Genomic DNA, 18,508 nt, shown 5'->3' on the forward strand with positions numbered 1-18,508 from the left:
AAGAGGGAGTCCCTACATGAAAAGTCCATTTAAACGCTATCCCATTCGAAATGTATTCTTTCTTGCTTTTGCAGGATTTGTTACGCTCCTTTTAGTTACGATCGTGATTGTCAGCTATCAAGTATCTATTTCACAAATGCAAAATAATACCTCGCATTATCAGCAGAAGCTATTAAGAGAAATGAATGAACAAATCAGTATTCAAAAAAAAGCAATCGAACAAGTTTCCTTGGCCATGACGAGAAACAGTGATTTACAGGAATATCTCCAAGGAAAAAAAGATAATTATTCTTCTTACAAAAGCATTTCGAGCATCAATGCTTCATTTTTTGATCTTGTTTTTAGTATGCCTATGATTGATTCGATTCATCTGTATTTAAAAGACCCTCCTTTAAGAGATCAAGAAGGTCCTATCCGTTATTATTCCATTGATCAATACAGCCGGACCGGCTGGCTGAACCGCCTTGATCATGCTGATTTTTCATGGCTTGAAAAACATAGAATTCAATCTCCGCAAGGGACAATATCCGTCATCAGTTTTGCAAGGAAAGTATATTCATTAAATGGAAAGGCAGAAGGCGTATTAGTAGTGAACATCAAATCGTCCAGTTTTGGAAAAATGCTCGAAGATGAAAATGGAAAAGTGAATCGCATTTTGGTTGACTCCTCACAGCTGCCCATTGCTTCCATTGGCAAAATCGACATTGAGGATGCCCTCGGCACAATTGGCGATATTGAAAAGAATGAAGACGCTGACCTTAATTCGGATGGGTTTATGCGTTATGAAGATAAGTTTGTAGTGTGGTCAAAACTATTTAATAATGATTGGCTTTTAGTAGAAATAACTCCTTGGAAGGAAATCGCAAAAAACAGTTTAGAACTGGCAGGCATTCTTTTTCTGATAGGATTAATCGCTATCCTGCTTGTTGTTCTGTTAACGTTTTATCTAACAAAACAATTTACGAAACCGTTTAAAGCCCTCCTTGAAAACATGGATGAATTTTCGATAAGTGAAAAAGAGCTTCAGCTGCCAAACGACTATCAAAATGAATTTGGCACTTTATTTACAGGATATAAAAAAATGATCCTGAGGATAAAGAAGTTATACGAAGATCTCGAAGTGGAGTTCAACGAGAAAAGAAGGGCAGAAGTTGCTGCTCTTCAAGCTAATATCAACCCGCACTTTTTATATAATACTCTCGATCAATTGAATTGGATGGCTATTGCAGAAGGACAGGTGCAAATAAGCCGCGTTCTTGAACTAATGGGAAAGATGTTTCGGGTGGGTTTATCTAATGGTGAAAATTTCATCCATTTAAAAGATGAATTAATTCATCTGGAATCCTATCTTCAAATTCAGCAAATTCGCTTAGATCATCGTTTTGATTATCGGATTGATATTCCCGACTCATTCCTTCAATGTTATATCCCAAAGATGACGCTGCAGCCATTTGTTGAAAATGCTCTTATACATGGTCTTCATAATAAAGATTCAGGATTCATTATTATTAAAGTTTACGAGGTTCAAAATAATTTACTGATAACAATCAAGGATAATGGAGCTGGTCTTAAAAAGAATCATCCTATTAAAAAAGTAAACACAGGCGGATATGGGATAAGAAATGTCAGAGACAGGCTGTTTGCTTATTTTGGGCCATCATATACTGTTACGCTCTATGGCGAGGAGAATATTGGCACGACAGCTTTAATTAAAATTCCAAAACAAGTGATCTTAGGGGATGGTGATAGCAATGTGGAGAGTCGTAATTGTGGATGATGACCGCCATGTATTAGCTGGAATGAGAAAAGCAATACCCTGGGAAACAATCGGAGCAGTATGCGTCGGGGAAGGTACAGATGGGGCTTCAGGCTATGATGTAATTATGAAGACGAGACCGGATATCGTTATGACAGATATCTATATGCCTGTAATGACAGGTCTTGAAATGCTTCAGAGGCTGAGAGAACACGATTTTAACGGAAAAGCCATTATATTGAGCGGCTATGCAGACTTTGAATATGCCAGAAAAGCATTGCAATTGGATGTACATGATTATTTATCAAAGCCTGTTACGATTCAAACAATCACTGAAGTCTTGCAAGGAGTGATAACTCAGCTTGAAAAAGACTCGTTAGCTAAAAAGCAGCAAAGAGAGACAAAAGATACTCTTGAATATTATCAGTCTATGCTGCTTAATTCATGGCTGAAATCTGTTGTCATCGGATTACAGGATCAGCAATTTACACTCTTAAACAATGAGAAATTAAAAGTGACAAACTTAAAGCACATCGTACTTTGCATACAAATGGAAAAGTCTCCGGGCCTACAATCGAATCCTGCATGGCCGAAATTTATAAAGTCATTTAATGAAAGGAAATTATCTTTTCCCCATTTTGTGAATGCAGAATGGATTGAGCTTGATTACCATGATTCTGCTATTTTCCTTTCGTTCAGTGACGAAATTGCCTCAGAGACAGTCATTTGTGACACGCTGAAACTTGCAAAGCTGATTTTAGAGGATGTTCGTCAAATCCTGACTATCCCTTTTCAAATGGGGGCAGGCAGTATAAAAGATGATTGGCAGCATATTTCGATTTCGACAAAAGAGGCATTAAGTGCTTTATCAAAGGCTTCCCCATATGAAATTGTACAATATGAAAAGCTGATAAACGGAGAACCTGACAAAAAAATAGATTTCCATCGTCCAGTGCCGTTTTACCGTGAATTAGCAGAGGCGTTTAAAATTTACCATAAAGAACATGGTTTGAAAGTAATCGATCAATTTGTAAAAGAGTGTGAAGAAAACAATCGTTATTTACTCTCTCATCTTAAATTAATTTGCAAAGAATTATGGGCAGTTCTTACATATTCTCTTTATGAGAACGGATTAAATATTGATGAACTATCTGAAGGGAAACGCATTTATCATTGTATTGACTATATAACTGGCTTAAAGCCCTTTAGTGTTTGGTTAAAAGATGCGCTGACTGCAGTTTGTGAGCATCAAAAACTTAATGAGAAAGAAAATATTCGGCATAAGCAGGCGGTCGAATATATGATGCAGTATGTTCAAGAGCACTACAGCAAAAACATAACACTTCAAGATCTATCTGAACAAATTTATATTTCCAGAAACTATTTAAGCCAAATCTTCAAAAAAGCAACAGGTCTCTCTTTTAATCATTATGTAAATAAAATAAGAATGGAAAAAGCGAAAAATCTAATATTAGAAGGCAAATTGTTAATCTATGAAGTTGCTGAAGAGGTCGGATATAAAAATACGCCTTACTTTAGTTCCCTATTTAAAAAATACACAGGATTAAACCCGACCGATTTATTAAAACAATAATATGACATTGCTTTTATAGCAATCTTCTTAATTCCTTGTTCAAAATTGAAAGTTATTGTGCATCTGTCTTATATAAACCGACTATGTAAGCGCTTTATAATAAAAGAAATCAGTTATTATTTTCTTTAATTCGAGGGGGAATCAGAATGAACAGGAAAGTAAGAAAGCTGCTGCTATTAATCATTGCATCTCTATTAGCAATCAGTGTATCTGCATGCAGTGCACAATCTTCTAACGGTCAAGATTCATCCGGGAAAAAATCTGAAAAAACAAAGCTCAGGATTGTTTGGTGGGGATCTCAAGAAAGACATGATGCAACATTAAAGGTTATCGAGCTTTATAAAGAAAAGAATCCCGATGTTTCTTTTGAAACCGAATTCTCTGGATGGGATGGATATTGGGACAAGCTGGCAACTCAATCAGCAGCAAAAAATGCACCTGATATTATTCAGATGGATGCACAATATTTACAGGAATATGCTTCTAGAAATCAGCTCGCAGATTTAACGGATGGAATAGTAACAAAGGATATCGATGAAAATCTGTTAAATTCAGGTGAATATGAAGATCAATTGAAGGCAATTCCGCTTGGAAATAATGCATATGGCATGATTTATAATAAGGCAGCTCTCGAGAAATTAGGAATTGAGGCGCCAAAGGCCGGCTGGACATGGGATGAGTTTTTTGAACTTGCTGAACAAATCCAGCCAAAATTGGAAAAGGGAAAATATGTTGTCAGAGATTTTTCTTACGATGCAGGCGTTTATGAGATGTACCAATTAAGCAAGGGAAAAGGACATCTGACAACAGAAGATGGAAAATTCAATATCGACAAAGAAACTTGGATGCAGTGGATCAACATTTTCAAAGACTTGCGTAAAAAAGGTGTTGTGACTCCTGCCGAGGTAGCTGTATCTGAGCAAGAATATGACCCTAAAAGGGATTTGCTTTTAAATGGCACGATATTGTTCAAACAGGGCTTCGCAGCACAATTTCCGAGCTTTGACAGTGTGATTCCGGGCAATTTTGCACTCCTCAAGGCCCCAAGAGATAAGGAAGCTGGAGGATACTTAAAGCCATCTATGTTCTGGTCTGTCAGTGAACACTCATCTCAAAAAGATGAGGCGAAAAAGTTTATTGATTTCTTTATTAACGATCCAGAGGCAACCGCCATTCTGGGTAATACAAGAGGACTTCCAGTATCAAGCATCGTCTTGGACGAATTAAATTCAAGTTTTACAGACTCTGATAAAGCTCAATTAAATATGATCAATGAAACTGCCCCGGATGCGCAGCCATTTAACGGCGGCCCTAAAGGGTGGGGGAACTATATACAAAATGATTATACGCAAGTAGGGGAAGAATTGATTTTCGAAAAGATTTCTCCAGAAGAGGCATACGAAGAAATAAAGGCTAAGTTTGCAGAAACCGTTAATAATTAATTGCTGCTGGTGTCCCCACGGAAAAAAATCCTTGGGACACTGTTCATTCTCAGTCTTTAAAAGGAGGCATGATATGACAAGATACCTCTTTTTAAAATCTTTATTAATCCTTGTACTATTAACTGGATGTGAGAAATCAACACCTGAAGTAAATGTATTGATTTTTTCTAAAATATCACCCATACATGAAGCTGCTATTGAAGCTGAGCTATTAATAATGACAAAACACAGGCATAAAATTAACGTGAAACTATACCCTTCATCACGAGAAAAACTGGCAGTGATGCTCTCTAAGAGAGAAGGAGATGTTTTCATTTCCACTCACGAACATCTATCACAGCTATTAAACAAAAATGGATTGAAGCCTTTGGATCAATTAATTCATTCAAGAAATGATATAGAAGATTTCTATCCATTCATGACAAAAAATCAGAACGGTGAAAGGCACTTATATGGGTTGCCAATAAACAAACATATAAACCTGTTTGAGAAAAATGAGATTCCAGTAAATGAACCATTGGTCGCCATTCTTCCTGCTTTCAGCAAAAAGCAAGCGGAAGGAGAGGAAATACTTAAGCTATTCTTAGATTGATAAGGAGTTTAGAAATATGAACAATCAAAATTTGCGCGAAACCCTTTATCACTTATCCGATTGGATCATGCGTTTAATTTACCTTAATTTATTGTGGATAGCCTTTACCCTTCTTGGCCTTGTTCTTTTTGGCTGGGCGCCGGCTTCAATTGCAGCTCAAACCATACTTAGAAAATGGATGATCAGTGAACAGCCATTTAATACTCTTCAATTTTTCTGGAAGACTTATAGAAAAGAATTTATGAATAGTCAAAAAGCAAATGGATTTATTCTATTTACTGGAAGCTTATTGATCATTGATCTTGCCTTTTTTATGTCTGGCCATACACATCTTTTTATCTTGGGAAGATTTTTCACAGCGCAATTGATTGTGGTATTTATAGTGATTTGCCTATATAGCTTTTCATTTTATACGCATTTTCAAATGAGCTATTTTGTTGTAATTAAAACATCTATCAAACTTGCTATTAAACATCCTTTAAATACGATTTTGACTTTACTTGGATTGCTGTCTTTATGCTGTGTGCTGTATCTAGTGCCAGGTTTAATTGCTTTGTGTGGAAGCAGTGTTCTGGGACTTTGGTGTATGTATAGATCAATGCGTGTTCTTAATCAGTCCCAGGCTGTTCAAAATTGAGATAAAATCCAAGGAGGAATTAGAATGCTGACATTAACAGGCTTTGCTGATGAAATTTCACCAGACTTGCATGTTCAAATTGAAGTGCTGGAGTCTGAAGATATTCGATTTATTGAACTTAGGGGAGTATGGGGGAAAAATGTTCTGCAATTATCTGATCAAGAGTTAAGCAGCCTAAAAGAAGAATTGTTGAGAAAAGAAATACAACTATCTTCTATTGGTTCTCCAATAGGAAAAATCAATATTCTTGATGATTTCGATGAACATTTGATTCAATTTGACCGGGCTTTGTTTGCAGCTGATTATTTTCATGCAAAATATATTCGCATCTTCTCTTTTTTTATTCCTGATGGACATAACCCTGATGCATATAGAGACGAAGTAATCAGCAGATTATCGGTTCTTGTGAAAAAAGCAGAGCAATCAGGGATTGTCCTTTTGCATGAGAATGAAAAAGAAATATACGGAGACAATGCGATTCGCTGCTTAGATATTCTGGAAACGATCAATTCACCTTATCTTAGAATGGCCTTTGATCCTGCAAATTTTGTACAATGCGGTGTAAAGCCCTATTCTGAAGCTTATCCTCTATTAAAATCATATGTTGAATATGTCCACATAAAAGATGCATTGTTTGAAAGCGGAAAGGTTGTGCCGGCAGGTAAAGGGGATGGAGAAGTAAGAGAACTGCTGCAAACGCTTAAAACAAGCGGATACGATGGATTTCTTTCGCTGGAGCCGCATTTGGCTGCTGCAGAAACATTCTCAGGATTTAGCGGGCCAGACTTATTTAAAGTTGCTGCAAAAGCTTTAAAGGATTTGCTGCAAGAAACAGAATCAAAGTGGAAGTAAGTATTCAGGAGAGGATGAAATCGGATGACTGAGAAGATACGATTTGGAATTATTGGATGCGGTGTAATTAGCGATACGCATCAATCACAAATAAGGGATATTGAGGAAGCTGTACTTGTTGCTGTTGCAGATGAAAACCCGGACAAAGCTAAAGCACTTGCGGACCGGGCTGACGCTGACTGGTATGTTGATTATAGAGAATTGCTGAAGCGGGAAGACATAGACGTTGTTTGCATTTTAACTCCAAGCGGTTCCCATAAATCGATTACCTTAGATGCTGCAAAAGCCGGAAAGCATGTCATCTGTGAAAAACCTATAGATACCACTCTTGAAAAAGCTTATGAAATGATAGATGCCTGTAAAAAAGCAAATGTGAAATTATCCATCATTTCACAGCACCGTTTTGATTCATCTACTATTGAAGTGAAAAAGGCAATAGATGAAGACAAGTTTGGAAAGATGATCCTCGGTCAGGCTGCGGTAAATTGGTACAGATCACAAGAATATTATGACAGCGGTGATTGGAGAGGCACTTGGAAAATGGATGGTGGAGGCGCATTAATGAATCAGTCCATTCATACAATTGATCTTCTGCAATATTTAATGGGTCCTGTTGAGAGTGTATTTGCACACGCAGCTACACTTGCTCATGAACGGATTGAGGTAGAGGATGTGGCTGTTGCAACGGTTAAGTTTCAAAGCGGTGCATTAGGTACAATCGTTGGCACGACAAGTGCATTTCCAGGTCTTTCAGCAAGGCTTGAAGTATTCGGCACATCAGGTACAGCTGTCATTGACAATGATAAACTTACTCATTTTTACTTAAAAGAGGCGGCTGAAAATTTGACAGACCATTATGGTGTTGAAGTACAAAACCTTGTAAAAAGTTCTGATGAAGAACAAGGAACAGGGGCGAATGATCCAGGTGCTATTTCTGGAAACTCTCATCGTGAGCAAATGCTTGATATGATTTCAGCTATTAAAGAGGATCGTGAGCCTTTAGTAAATGGTTTGGAAGGCATTAAACCACTGGAAATCATAGCAGCTATCTATCAATCTGCCAAAACCGGACAGCCTGTCTCCCTTGCATCTATTCGTCAACTTAAGACTGTTCAGTAAAAAAATTCAACACGAAAAAACACAAGCCTGAGGCTTGTGTTTTTTTATGCTTAAGCCGTAGCCGAAACCCGATCCTCTTCAGAATCTGCTGCCTGACTCTCACGCTCAAGCGGAGCTTTTTTATGATATCTTCCAAGAATGGCGGTCATCACAAAGATCGCCACAGCTGAATATGCAATTTGCAGCGGCCCGAAGACAAGGAGTGCTGAGCCGACGATCATGAGGTCGGTGATGAGCATCGTTTTGCCTGGGTTAAATCCGAATTTTTTCTCAAGGAAAATGCAGAGAATGTTCATCCCTCCTAAGGATGATCCGTTTCTGAACAGGAAGATCAGTCCGATGCCGATGGAGATTCCTCCAAGGATGGCTGCGATGACCGGATGTGGAAAATGGACAATGAAAGTTTGCTGCAGAAATTCTGAGGTAATGGACAAGATGCTGACGCTGATAAACGTCCGAAGGGCAAAGGCGATGCCTAGCTGGGTAACAGCGAGAGCATAGAATGGCAGATTGATAACAAAAAACAGGGTTCCGAATGAATAGGCTGTCAGATGCTGAGCTACGATGCCAAGACCGGCCGTTCCGCCAATCACCAATTCTGATGATGATAGCAAGTGAACGCCGAGAGACACGGCAAAACAGCCTATTAAGATGCTGACCCAACGAATTACATTTTGCATGTTTCCGGACGACTCCTTCTGTAGTTGATATGCTCATTATACATGAAGAATTTAGGTATTCTTTTGTTATTGAAAAATGGAAATGTTATGAAAATTAGTTGGAAACCCTTTCATTTTTTGGTATTCTACAAAGCAAATCCAGTTGGATAGAAGGGTTTTCCTCAGTATGCCGACATTTGCTTTGTAAGGGAGTTCATTTTATACAGCTTCTAAAAAAATTTGATGTGTTTCAACGGGGAAGTATGTCTAAATCCCACAGGATCATAACCAATTGTCAATGACCTTTAATGGAGAAAAAACTTTTTAATCTTGGACGGTTTTAGTTTATCTATTCGGCAGATTGGGTATAGAGTAAAGTTTAAATGAACAAGTTAAGACAATCTAAGTTCATCAGAAAGGCTGGAAAAGATAGATGACAGAAATGCCTTTAGATTTGAGTACCCCGATTAAAAAGTATCGTAATTTTGATGAAGCGTCTGAAAGCATTCTTAAGATGATGAGCCAGTTTATTGAAATAAATACATTGTTTATTGCAAAAAATGATAAACATAAAAATGAGATTGTGAAGGTTCTGAATCAGGAATTGACTCTTTTGGAAGAAGGCTCCGAACTTCCATTTAACGAAACGTTCTGTAAATTGAGTGTTGAGAAGGGAAGAGAGGTACTGATCATTTCTGATTTAACCGGCAATGAATTGGCAAAAGATCTGGATGTAACAAAGAAACTTGGCGGGGGCTGTTTCATCGGAATTCCGATTTTCTATGAAAATGGTGAAAACTACGGAACGATTTGCGGTCTTGATACGTTGCCTTTTGCATTTACAGACAAGCATGTTGAGCTGTTCGAAACGATGGCATCCTTGCTGTCGTACGTTCTGGAGCTTGATAATGCCAACAAAGAAATTATTCATCTATCAGCCCCAATTGTTCCGATTACGCAGGGTGTGGCAATTCTGCCGATCATTGGCGATATCAGCGAATACCGTGCTGAAAAAATCATTCATACTGCCCTTTCACAAAGCACGGAATTATCTCTGCAATACTTAGTTATTGATTTATCAGGTATTCTCCAAATGAACGACGACGTAAGCTTCCATTTGTTAAACCTTGTCCAGATGCTTAAGCTTATAGGTGTAACTCCGGCTCTGACAGGTATACGGCCGGACCTAGCGATGAAAGCTGTGCAGCTTAATTTAAATCTGTCGAATGTGATGATTGGCGGGAATCTGGAGGAAATCCTGCACCGCATTGGTTTTACACTGAACCGGAATGAATCATGAACTTCATAATAAAAAGAAAAAGCATGAAGGTTCACTTCATGCTTTTTAAGCTTTAATATAATCCGGAAAATCCGTTGTAATCCCGTCTAAATCAAGCTGCAGAAAGGCTTTTGCTGTTTTGCGGTCTCGAATGGTGTAGGGAATGATTTTCATATCGCGCTCATGAATGCGCGCTATTAGTTTTTTTGAGACCAGCCTTTTGTTTGGATTTACATAGTTTGCATAGGTTTTGTATTCGTCGAGCTGTGCGTTTGATATTCCTTTTGGCGTGAATTTTACGAGTACACCAATCGGAATGGCTGGAGCGATTTCATGAAATCGTTTCATTGAATGGGTATCGAATGATTGGACAATGACTTTCGTCTGCCGATTTTCAATCAGACCTCTGCTTGCTAAAGCATCAAAGACTTTCTGTTCGATACCAGGATACAATGCTGGACTCTTCAATTCAATGAGCAGCCCGCATTTCTCAATATAGCGGTCGAGCACCTCGTCAAAAGTCGGGATTTTTTGTCCTGCAAACGAATCGTGAAACCAGCTTCCGGCATCGAGATTGCGAAGCTGCTGAAACGTTAGATCCCGTACGTTTCCTTTTCCATTTGTTGTTCTTTCTACTGAGTCATCATGGATGACCATTATACGGCCATCTTTGCTCAATTGCAGGTCAATTTCTATAAAATCTGCTTTCATCTCGACTGCTTTATCGCAGGATGCAATCGTATTTTCCGGTGCATAGCCTGAGGCCCCTCTATGAGCAACAGTCAGCATAGAGCGTGCTGCTCCTTTTTGAGGGTGAGGGGCTGCTCTTCTAATTATATAAACAGTTATCAATAAACAAAGGACGATGACAATGATGATGGTTTCCATAGATATACACCCCCGGTCAGCTTGTCTTTTCATAGTACCCCAGTTTATGAATCATTGCCAACAGGAAGGTAGAATCATACTTATTCTGTGATATACTTCAGTAAAAACGTTGTCAGGGGAGGCAGTTATGGAGAAAGAAAAAATCTTGATTGTAGAAGATGAAGTGAAAATTGCCAGAGTACTGAAGCTTGAACTGGAATTTGAAGGGTATTTGGTCCATTCCGTTCATGATGGTCTCGATGCGCTTGAACAGATTCGATCCTCTTCCTGGAATTTAATTCTTCTAGATGTGATGCTCCCTGGTTTGACAGGCATAGAGGTGCTTAGGAGGCTCCGTGCAAATGATCAGGAAACGCCTGTCATTCTTTTGACAGCCCGCGATTCGATTCCTGATAAAGTGAGCGGCCTTGATCAGGGAGCTAATGATTACATAACAAAACCATTTCAAATAGAAGAACTGCTTGCAAGAATCAGGGTTTGTCTGCGGACGAGCAAACCAATGCGTTTAGCAGCTGAAGAAGGTGTATTGAAGGCTGCCGATCTTACTGTGAATGAAAAAACAAGAGAAGTAAGGCGCGGGGAAGCAGAAATCGAATTAACGCCGCGGGAATTTGATTTGCTTGTTTATTTACTAAGCCATAAAAATCAGGTGATGAACCGGGAGCAGATCCTGAACGGAGTGTGGGGATTCGACTATTATGGCGATACAAATGTCGTTGACGTGTATATCCGGTATTTACGGAAAAAAATAGACAGCGAGTTTGACTTTGCGCTTATCCATACAGTCAGAGGTGTTGGATATTCGATCAAGGAGCCAGCTTCATGAAAATCAACCATAAAATTCAGCTTTTTTCAACTGTATGGATGCTGATTATTGTTCTTGCAATCAATGCTGCCATCTATTTTCTGTTTTTAACGATTGCCCAAAACAGCGAGCTTGATCGTTTAAAGCTTCAGGCCGAAGCGATCGCAGGAGCCATCAGACAGGATGAAAAGCAGCCTGTGAACTCATCAGACCTTTTAAGAGCTTATTTGCCTGCTGATGGCATGATCCGGATTATTGATGATCAATCAAAAGAGATTTTAGCTGTATCAAAAAATGCAGATTATCGAAACATCCTTTCTCCGGCATTTCGTTCATCGGAAAGCAGCGAAGTCGTCAAGGCTGAAGGCCGTTCTTTTGCGAAGGCTGCTGTTCCCGTTATTTGGATCGATGGGGAAGTTGTTCAGCTTGAGGTAACCGAAAACCTTGAGAACGTGAATGAAAATATGGATGTCTTGAAAATCGTTCTGGTCATCGCCTCGCTCCTGGTTTTGCTGCCTTCCTTCTTTGCAGGAAGAATGCTGAGCAGAATGATCTTAAAACCAATCAACTCATTAATTGGCACGATGGAGGAAATTGAGAAAAAAGAAACCTTTAAGAAAATCGAAGTCAGCGGACATTCTAAGGATGAACTGCAGCAGATGACAAACACGTTCAATAATATGATCGATCTTCTTCAAACGAATTTTGAAAAGCAGCAGCAGTTCATTTCCGATGCTTCACATGAATTGAAAACACCTTTAACCATTATCGAAAGCTATGCAAAATTACTGAAACGATGGGGGACAACAAAACCTGAAGTCATGGAAGAATCTGTTGAAGCCATTTACTCAGAAGCGGTGAGGATGAAAGAAATGACTGCGCAGCTTCTTCAGCTTGCTGAAAATGATACCCGCATGCAGCTCAACTTGGAAAAGATGGATCTTGTTTTGCTTTGTCATCAGGCAGGACGAACCATCGAACAGGTTTACAGCCGGCATGTCGACTTTCATTTTGATCAAAAAGAACTGTTCATCTCAGCAGACGAGCTTAAAATGAAACAGCTGCTGTTTATTTTGTTCGATAATGCGATGAAATACAGTTCGAAGAGCATCACATGTAAGGCTGAACAGAAGAATGAGCGGGTACATCTTTCGATTGCCGATCAGGGCATCGGTATTCCGGAGGAGGATCTTCAGCATGTTTTCGACCGCTTTTTCAGAGTAGATAAAGCACGAAACAGAGAAACAGGAGGGACAGGACTTGGTCTTTCTATTGCCCGAAAAATTGTTCATGCCCATGGAGGCGAGATATTAATTGAAAGCACAGAGGGGAAAGGGACAACTGTTCATCTTTATTTACAAAGTGAATCCTTCTCATGAAGTTTTAATCTTGAACGATTAAGATTTATTCATGGAGTCAAAAAAGGAGGAAACGATGAAAAGAAAATGGGTTATTATCAGCGTGTTTGTGATCATTGGGGTCATTGGAATCATCGGGATTGCTTCTGCCATGAAGGGTGACGTGAAGGTAACCGAAGCAGAGGCGCGGAATCTTATTGAGGCGCACTATACGGGAACGATTAAGAAAATATCGTTAACCAAATCAAATGGCAAAGACGTCTATCACGTGCGATTAGAAGAAAAGACGGGACTATACACTCTCGAAGTTGATGCAGGGACAGGGAACATTCAAAACCTGCAGCAGGTGAAGAAGGAATACCCTGAAAGGGAGGAAAAACCTGCACTCTCAGAAGCAGAAGCTAAAAAGCTTGCAGAGGAAATCTACAGCGGGAACGTTCAGGGCCTTACTTTGAAAGATAAGATCTACAGCATAACAGTTCTGACAAAAACAGAAGAAATTAAACTTGAAATGAATGCTGACAGCGGTAAGATTACATCAGAGGACAAAAGCAGCATTGAGAAAAACACAAAGCAGGTAAAACTGACAGAAGAGCAGGCAAAAAAAATCGCATTGGCTGAAGTGAACGGGGAAATAGAAGATATTGATCTAGAAGAAGAGGATGACAGTGTTTTCTATGAAGTCGAAATTGATTCGGGACAGCAGGAAGCAACCATCCAAGTTGACGCGTTTACAGGTAAGATTTTATCAGTAGCCATTGAAAATGAAGAAGATTAAAAAACACCTTTTGATGCTGTCAAAAGGTGTTTTTTTAAATTCTGGCAGGTTAGGATTCGCTAAATGATAAGAAATTCATGATTTTCTCATCGTTTTCTAATGTTTCTATCTCTTTTTTATCATTTTAGAGGGCTAAGATAAGGATGTAGAGAAAAACAAGGAGGAATAAAACATGAAATTAACAACGGCATTATTAACAGGAGCACTTGTCATAGGAGGAATTGGCGCAGGATCACAGTTTATCGGACCGAATGACCGTGTCCAGGCAGAAAAAAAGGCAGAAGAGCAAAATCTTAAAATCAGCTATGAGCAGGCAAAAGAAATCGTACTGAAAGAACAAAAAGGCAGCATTTCAGAAATGGAGCTTGAGCGTGAATCAGGTGCCTGGGTATATGACATCGAAGTTAAGTCGGAAGGAACAGATTATGATTTCCGCGTAAATGCAGACTCAGGAGAAATCACGAAAAAGAAACAGGACGATGACCGGCAGGATGACGACAGGGACGATTCAAACGTTGATTCAAAACAAGTGAAAATCAGTTTGGAAGAAGCAACGAAAATTGCTTTAAATGAAGCAAAAGGAACGGTTGAAGAAGCTGAACTTGAGGATGAAGACGGAGAGGCTGTTTACAGCTTTGAAATAAAGAGTGAAAACGGCAAAGAAGCAGAAGTTGAAATTTCGGCAGAAACCGGGAACGTTGTGAAAACAGAATGGGAAGATGAAGATTAATAGCATAAACCGGGAAGGTTCTGAAAATAGAATGGGAAGATGAAGAATAACAGCATAAACCCTCAAATGTACTTAGGGCATTTGAGGGTTTTTTATGAAACTCCACTCTTGTCCTATGTCAATTCCTAGTATTCTACATATTTTGATAAAGAAAGTGACTAAAAGATGAAAGGGAGGAAGAGCAATGTCTGGTGGATACAACAATAGCTTCGCGCTAATTGTCGTATTATTTATTCTTTTGATCATCGTAGGAACTTCATTCTACGGCGGTAACGGCGGCTACTAATAATGGCAGGGAGCTGCTGATGATAAATCAGCGGCTCCTTTTTACATAAAACTTATTAGATACTCATTAGGGCACTTGTTGATTTTTGACAAAATGTGCGCAGCTTGGACAAAACAATCATACGAAATAATAGAATGTGAATAGAATGTCTTATGAGAAAGATGCTTTTCTCATAAGCCTCATGTTTGTAAGACACCTCTTCCTGCTTGCGCATGCTGAATCAGCATGCGATCTTTTATTGCCGAAAAATTGCAGAAAATATACTGTCATAGTCAAAATACAGTTTCATTCAGTCTGAATGAATGAAACGCCTGGGTGACGTCCAGGCGTTTAAGAACTAGTCAGAAAGTCTATTCTTTTTTATCCATTTCTTTTTGCTGACTAACTGCAAGCTGATCGATGCTTTGTTTAATATTCCCTTTACCTGAGTAATTTTCAATCAGCTCTTTCATATCAATGCCAGAGGATGCTTTAAGGCTTTCCTGAAGGGAGCTCATCAGATTTGTTGCATAACTTGTGACTTTGTTGGCGCCGCTGTTTTCACCGCTGCCCCCAGTGTCAACGACCGTGATTTTATCAATATTGGACAGCGGAGCTGCTACTTGCTTCGCATATTCTGGCAGCATTTTCACAATCATGTCCAAAATCGCAGCCTGACCGTATTGCTCAAAGGCCTCTGCAATTTTTTCTTTTGCGACAGCTTCAGCGATCCCTTTCAGGCGAATCACTTCAGCTTCTGTTTCCCCCTGAGCGCGCTGTGCTTCAGCTTTGGCTAATCCATCCATGCGGATTCGTTCTGCTTCAGCCCTTGCGAGTGTCTCAATCCGGTACTGGTTGGCATCTGCATCTGCAAGCTGTTTTGCTTTTTCAGCAGCCGCAGCCTGTTCGACGGAATATCGGTCTGCGTCTGCTTTTTTCTTAACTTCTGAATCATACTGAAGCTCGCGGCGCAGAATTTCTCTTTCTTCAAGTTCAATTTGCTTCTCTCGCTCGATGATTTTAACCTGCATTTCCTGCTCGGTTACTTGCTGCCTTGCTTTTGCGGTTTCAAGGTCATAGGCCTGATCGGCACTCGCTTTTGCCGTATCCTGATCTCTGCGGTACTCAGCCATTTTAAGCTGATTAAGCTTCTCCGCTTCAGCAATTTCCGTTGCCCGTTCAAGTTCGGATTTTTTCGCTTCTTTTGCTGCTTCTGCCTTTTTAATGCGGGTTTCTTTTTCTGCCTCTGCTGTTGCAATGTCAGCATCGCGCTTCACTTGTGCTATTCTAGGCTTTCCTAAAGAATCGAGGTATCCATTTTTATCACGGACATCCTTAATGGTAAATGAAACGATGACAAGACCCATTTTCGCGAGATCCTGAGAGGCCACTCGCTGTACTTCCTGAGAAAATTTTTCGCGGTTTTTGTAGATTTCCTCAACAGTCATCGAGCCTAGAATAGAACGGAGATGACCTTCTAAAACCTCACGGGCTTCCTGCTCTCGGTCTGTTTTTGATTTCCCGAGAAACTGTTCGGCAGCTGTTGCAATCTCCCCGATGGAACCCCCAATTTTAATAATTGCCGTACCATCTGCCATGACTGGAACACCCTGCTCGGTATAGACCTCAGGTGTGGAAACGTCAAGCTTGCTTGAAAGCAGGCTCAAAGGTTCTGCTTGCTGAAAGACAGGCAATACGAAGGTTCCGCCGCCGCGGACAATTTTAATTTTGTTGCTGTTTTCATCTGTATGAACGTTTTTGCTTCCCAGATAGCTTCCCGTTACAATGAGTGCTTCGTCTGGTCCTGCTGTCCGGTATTTCGTCACAAATACAGCAATTAAAGCAATTAGAATAAAAAATACGATACCTAAAACAATAATGATTGGCATGGTCATAGTGTGTCCCCCTTAAGTGATTCTTCGAATGGCTGATACGATGTAACAGATACGACGCTGTTTTTGCTTTCAATGACTAAAATCTTTGTTCCGCTTGGGATAGGGGTGTTATCAAAGCTTGCGGCAATTTTAGAAATAGAGCCGACACTGCTTGAGAGCAGCACTTCCCCGAATCCATTCACAGGAATGGACGTAATAACATGGCCTACGCGTCCCTTGAGTTCCGATTCATGATAAGAAAGGGATTCTTCCGCTGAGGATAGCGGCACTAATACAAAGATGTGAAGCAGGGTAACTAAAATTGCTGAGCTGAAAATGGAAATGAATACGGAAAGAAACGCTGAAAACAGAGCAGTCATTTCAAGAATGTATCCGCATGCAAAAAAGAAGGTCATAAATGCGAGGACAAGTGTCGGACTTAAAAACGGAATACCCCCGGTGATGCCTTCTACTGCATCTCCAAAAAAAACAAACAGCAAGGTCAAGCTTCCGGCAATGATTAGTCCGAATAAATAAATCGTCTCAATCGGGTAACCAAACATGAGTATCACCCTCTATCTTTTTCTTTTTTGGAAAATTTTCCTTGAATTGGGTCCCTCTTACTTATACGACCTAATAGGCGTAAAGTTTCATCTTTTTGGAAAAATTGAATAATTGCCATTTCTTTTTTCAATGATAGAATTTAAGAAAACGGCCGGCAGGTGAAATCAGCAATGAATGAAAAACTCGCAAAAGAAATTGTAGCAAGAACGATGTCCATTATTCCTTACAACGTCAATGTAATGGATAAGGACGGAATCTTAATAGGCTCAGGTGATCATACGAGGCTTGGGGATGAACATCATGGGGCGCTTGCGGTTCTGCAGACAGGTGAAAAAGTAGTGTTTACAGAGGAGGACAGCAGGAATTATCCAAGAACAAAGCAGGGAGTCAATTTGCCGATCTTTTTTCATCAGGAATTAATCGGCGTCATAGGCATAACAGGAGATCCAGAAGTTGTGGCTCCGTTTGGCGAGCTTGTAAAAATGGCAGCTGAGCTCACAATCGAACAAGCCTATTTATCGGATCAGATGCGATGGAATGAAACATTGAAGCAGGAAACGCTGATTCAGCTCCTCAAAGGAGAAAAGCAGCAAACAAAGGAGTTTACAGAACGGGCAGGTCGGTTGAATCTAAACCTCTTTGTTGAACGGCAGGCTGTTCTTTTTCACCTTCCCGAACAAATCTCTTTAAAACAAAGACAGCTATTTATAAGAGAATTGGAGCATAAATCAGGCGCGAATGATTTAATCGTATCGACTTCGGCTGCTGAAATTGTATGGTTAAAAGAAACCAAAACCCTACAACAATCTGTTTTTCCGGAAGAAATGAATGACATGCTGACACGAATGGAGCTTGGCATTTACGGTGCTCTCGGTTATCAGTATGACGGATTTTATGGTGTATCCATGTCTTATGAGAGCGCAAAAGAAACCTTGGATGCAGCAAAAAAACAATCCGCCCCGGATTTTTTCTATAAATATACGGACTGGGCTCTTTCCGTTTTGCTCCGAGATAAAAAAGATCAAAAAAAACATGCGCTGTTTAAACAGACTATGGATATTCTTCAGCAGTCAGACCGAAACGGGGAGCTGCTCCATACCTTAAGAGCATTCATTCAATTTGACGGGGACATGAATAAAACAGCTGAGGAGCTTTTTATCCACAGAAATACACTCAGGTACCGACTTGATAAAATAGAGGAGATAACTTCGTATAATCCGAGGAAGACGCTGGATTTGATGACCCTTTATGCGGCAATGCTGGTCACTTAGGTTGTGCATTTGCACAAGTGTGGCCGGTACTTGCTTTCTTTTTTT

The 18,508-nt window shown here is 39.8% G+C and carries 18 protein-coding genes; 14 read left to right on the top strand and 4 right to left on the bottom strand.

Annotation, left to right across the window (positions count from 1 at the left end; genetic code table 11):
• Positions 1–16 precede the first annotated feature (16 nt).
• From K8L98_RS08545 to K8L98_RS08575, 7 genes are all read left to right on the top strand, one after another.
• Positions 17–1,777 (top strand): cache domain-containing sensor histidine kinase, encoded by a 1,761-nt coding sequence (locus K8L98_RS08545; RefSeq protein WP_223441251.1) that lies wholly within the window; start codon positions 17–19, stop codon positions 1,775–1,777.
• Positions 1,752–3,350: a response regulator transcription factor gene (locus tag K8L98_RS08550; protein ID WP_223441253.1), complete on the top strand. Its 1,599-nt coding sequence runs from the start codon at positions 1,752–1,754 to the stop codon at positions 3,348–3,350. The genes K8L98_RS08545 and K8L98_RS08550 overlap by 26 nt, the downstream gene beginning before the upstream one ends.
• Before the next feature lie 146 nt (positions 3,351–3,496).
• On the top strand, positions 3,497–4,792 hold the full coding sequence (locus K8L98_RS08555; protein ID WP_223441255.1) for an ABC transporter substrate-binding protein: 1,296 nt from the start codon (positions 3,497–3,499) through the stop codon (positions 4,790–4,792).
• A 73-nt stretch (positions 4,793–4,865) separates the two neighbouring features.
• Positions 4,866–5,384 carry a type 2 periplasmic-binding domain-containing protein gene (locus K8L98_RS08560; RefSeq protein ID WP_223441258.1) on the top strand — a complete coding sequence of 173 codons (519 nt, stop codon included), beginning with the start codon at positions 4,866–4,868 and terminating at the stop codon, positions 5,382–5,384.
• 16 nt (positions 5,385–5,400) lie between these two features.
• Entirely contained in the window at positions 5,401–6,021 is a 621-nt protein-coding gene (locus K8L98_RS08565; RefSeq protein ID WP_223441260.1) for a YesL family protein, read from the top strand.
• Between the two features lie 24 nt (positions 6,022–6,045).
• On the top strand, positions 6,046–6,873 hold the full coding sequence (locus K8L98_RS08570; RefSeq protein WP_223441262.1) for a sugar phosphate isomerase/epimerase family protein: 828 nt from the start codon (positions 6,046–6,048) through the stop codon (positions 6,871–6,873).
• Between the two features lie 24 nt (positions 6,874–6,897).
• Positions 6,898–7,992, top strand: a complete 1,095-nt coding sequence (locus K8L98_RS08575) for a Gfo/Idh/MocA family protein (RefSeq protein ID WP_223441264.1) — start codon at positions 6,898–6,900, stop codon at positions 7,990–7,992.
• 50 nt (positions 7,993–8,042) lie between these two features.
• Here the strand turns inward: K8L98_RS08575 and K8L98_RS08580 are convergent, their stop codons facing one another.
• Positions 8,043–8,672 (bottom strand): YitT family protein, encoded by a 630-nt coding sequence (locus K8L98_RS08580; protein WP_223441266.1) that lies wholly within the window; start codon positions 8,670–8,672, stop codon positions 8,043–8,045.
• A 412-nt stretch (positions 8,673–9,084) separates the two neighbouring features.
• Here K8L98_RS08580 and K8L98_RS08585 point away from each other — a divergent pair, with 412 nt between their 5' ends.
• Positions 9,085–9,951, top strand: coding sequence for an STAS domain-containing protein (locus tag K8L98_RS08585; RefSeq protein ID WP_223441268.1), 867 nt, complete (start codon positions 9,085–9,087; stop codon positions 9,949–9,951).
• A 45-nt stretch (positions 9,952–9,996) separates the two neighbouring features.
• Here K8L98_RS08585 and K8L98_RS08590 read toward each other — a convergent pair whose 3' ends face one another.
• Positions 9,997–10,818: a glycerophosphodiester phosphodiesterase gene (locus K8L98_RS08590; protein ID WP_223441270.1), complete on the bottom strand. Its 822-nt coding sequence runs from the start codon at positions 10,816–10,818 to the stop codon at positions 9,997–9,999.
• A 127-nt stretch (positions 10,819–10,945) separates the two neighbouring features.
• On the opposite strand from K8L98_RS08590, the gene K8L98_RS08595 reads away from it, so the two are divergent.
• The 5 genes from K8L98_RS08595 to K8L98_RS08615 all read left to right on the top strand — a co-directional run bounded on the left by K8L98_RS08595 (position 10,946) and on the right by K8L98_RS08615 (position 14,775).
• On the top strand, positions 10,946–11,644 hold the full coding sequence (locus K8L98_RS08595) for a response regulator transcription factor (RefSeq protein ID WP_223441272.1): 699 nt from the start codon (positions 10,946–10,948) through the stop codon (positions 11,642–11,644).
• Positions 11,641–13,002 carry a sensor histidine kinase gene (locus K8L98_RS08600; RefSeq protein WP_223441273.1) on the top strand — a complete coding sequence of 454 codons (1,362 nt, stop codon included), beginning with the start codon at positions 11,641–11,643 and terminating at the stop codon, positions 13,000–13,002. The genes K8L98_RS08595 and K8L98_RS08600 overlap by 4 nt, the downstream gene beginning before the upstream one ends.
• 55 nt (positions 13,003–13,057) lie before the next feature.
• On the top strand, positions 13,058–13,759 hold the full coding sequence (locus K8L98_RS08605) for a PepSY domain-containing protein (protein ID WP_223441274.1): 702 nt from the start codon (positions 13,058–13,060) through the stop codon (positions 13,757–13,759).
• 172 nt (positions 13,760–13,931) lie between these two features.
• Positions 13,932–14,489, top strand: coding sequence for a PepSY domain-containing protein (locus K8L98_RS08610; RefSeq protein ID WP_223441275.1), 558 nt, complete (start codon positions 13,932–13,934; stop codon positions 14,487–14,489).
• A 184-nt stretch (positions 14,490–14,673) separates the two neighbouring features.
• On the top strand, positions 14,674–14,775 hold the full coding sequence (locus K8L98_RS08615; protein ID WP_223441278.1) for a YjcZ family sporulation protein: 102 nt from the start codon (positions 14,674–14,676) through the stop codon (positions 14,773–14,775).
• Between the two features lie 350 nt (positions 14,776–15,125).
• Here K8L98_RS08615 and K8L98_RS08620 read toward each other — a convergent pair whose 3' ends face one another.
• Positions 15,126–16,649, bottom strand: coding sequence for a flotillin lipid rafts scaffold protein FloT (locus K8L98_RS08620; protein ID WP_223441281.1), 1,524 nt, complete (start codon positions 16,647–16,649; stop codon positions 15,126–15,128).
• On the bottom strand, positions 16,646–17,197 hold the full coding sequence (locus tag K8L98_RS08625) for an NfeD family protein (RefSeq protein WP_223443277.1): 552 nt from the start codon (positions 17,195–17,197) through the stop codon (positions 16,646–16,648). The genes K8L98_RS08620 and K8L98_RS08625 overlap by 4 nt, the downstream gene beginning before the upstream one ends.
• A gap of 165 nt (positions 17,198–17,362) precedes the next feature.
• Here K8L98_RS08625 and K8L98_RS08630 point away from each other — a divergent pair, with 165 nt between their 5' ends.
• Complete coding sequence (locus K8L98_RS08630; RefSeq protein ID WP_223441283.1) at positions 17,363–18,463, top strand: CdaR family transcriptional regulator; 1,101 nt, start codon at positions 17,363–17,365, stop codon at positions 18,461–18,463.
• Positions 18,464–18,508 lie beyond the last annotated feature (45 nt).

Origin of the sequence: Metabacillus dongyingensis, from assembly GCF_019933155.2 — a bacterium.
Lineage (GTDB): Bacteria > Bacillota > Bacilli > Bacillales > Bacillaceae > Bacillus_P > Bacillus_P dongyingensis.

What these genes read in the sequence shown, in the direction of transcription:
- K8L98_RS08605 (WP_223441274.1), top strand. Translation starts at nt 13,058, where the DNA reads ATGAAAAGAAAATGGGTTATTATCAGCGTGTTTGTGATCATTGGGGTC.
- K8L98_RS08550 (WP_223441253.1), top strand. Translation starts at nt 1,752, where the DNA reads ATGTGGAGAGTCGTAATTGTGGATGATGACCGCCATGTATTAGCTGGA.
- K8L98_RS08585 (WP_223441268.1), top strand. Translation starts at nt 9,085, where the DNA reads ATGACAGAAATGCCTTTAGATTTGAGTACCCCGATTAAAAAGTATCGT.
- K8L98_RS08600 (WP_223441273.1), top strand. Translation starts at nt 11,641, where the DNA reads ATGAAAATCAACCATAAAATTCAGCTTTTTTCAACTGTATGGATGCTG.
- K8L98_RS08615 (WP_223441278.1), top strand. Translation starts at nt 14,674, where the DNA reads ATGTCTGGTGGATACAACAATAGCTTCGCGCTAATTGTCGTATTATTT.
- K8L98_RS08620 (WP_223441281.1), bottom strand. Translation starts at nt 16,649, where the DNA reads ATGACCATGCCAATCATTATTGTTTTAGGTATCGTATTTTTTATTCTA.
- K8L98_RS08570 (WP_223441262.1), top strand. Translation starts at nt 6,046, where the DNA reads ATGCTGACATTAACAGGCTTTGCTGATGAAATTTCACCAGACTTGCAT.
- K8L98_RS08590 (WP_223441270.1), bottom strand. Translation starts at nt 10,818, where the DNA reads ATGGAAACCATCATCATTGTCATCGTCCTTTGTTTATTGATAACTGTT.
- K8L98_RS08630 (WP_223441283.1), top strand. Translation starts at nt 17,363, where the DNA reads ATGAATGAAAAACTCGCAAAAGAAATTGTAGCAAGAACGATGTCCATT.
- K8L98_RS08580 (WP_223441266.1), bottom strand. Translation starts at nt 8,672, where the DNA reads ATGCAAAATGTAATTCGTTGGGTCAGCATCTTAATAGGCTGTTTTGCC.
- K8L98_RS08560 (WP_223441258.1), top strand. Translation starts at nt 4,866, where the DNA reads ATGACAAGATACCTCTTTTTAAAATCTTTATTAATCCTTGTACTATTA.
- K8L98_RS08575 (WP_223441264.1), top strand. Translation starts at nt 6,898, where the DNA reads ATGACTGAGAAGATACGATTTGGAATTATTGGATGCGGTGTAATTAGC.
- K8L98_RS08595 (WP_223441272.1), top strand. Translation starts at nt 10,946, where the DNA reads ATGGAGAAAGAAAAAATCTTGATTGTAGAAGATGAAGTGAAAATTGCC.
- K8L98_RS08545 (WP_223441251.1), top strand. Translation starts at nt 17, where the DNA reads ATGAAAAGTCCATTTAAACGCTATCCCATTCGAAATGTATTCTTTCTT.
- K8L98_RS08555 (WP_223441255.1), top strand. Translation starts at nt 3,497, where the DNA reads ATGAACAGGAAAGTAAGAAAGCTGCTGCTATTAATCATTGCATCTCTA.
- K8L98_RS08565 (WP_223441260.1), top strand. Translation starts at nt 5,401, where the DNA reads ATGAACAATCAAAATTTGCGCGAAACCCTTTATCACTTATCCGATTGG.
- K8L98_RS08610 (WP_223441275.1), top strand. Translation starts at nt 13,932, where the DNA reads ATGAAATTAACAACGGCATTATTAACAGGAGCACTTGTCATAGGAGGA.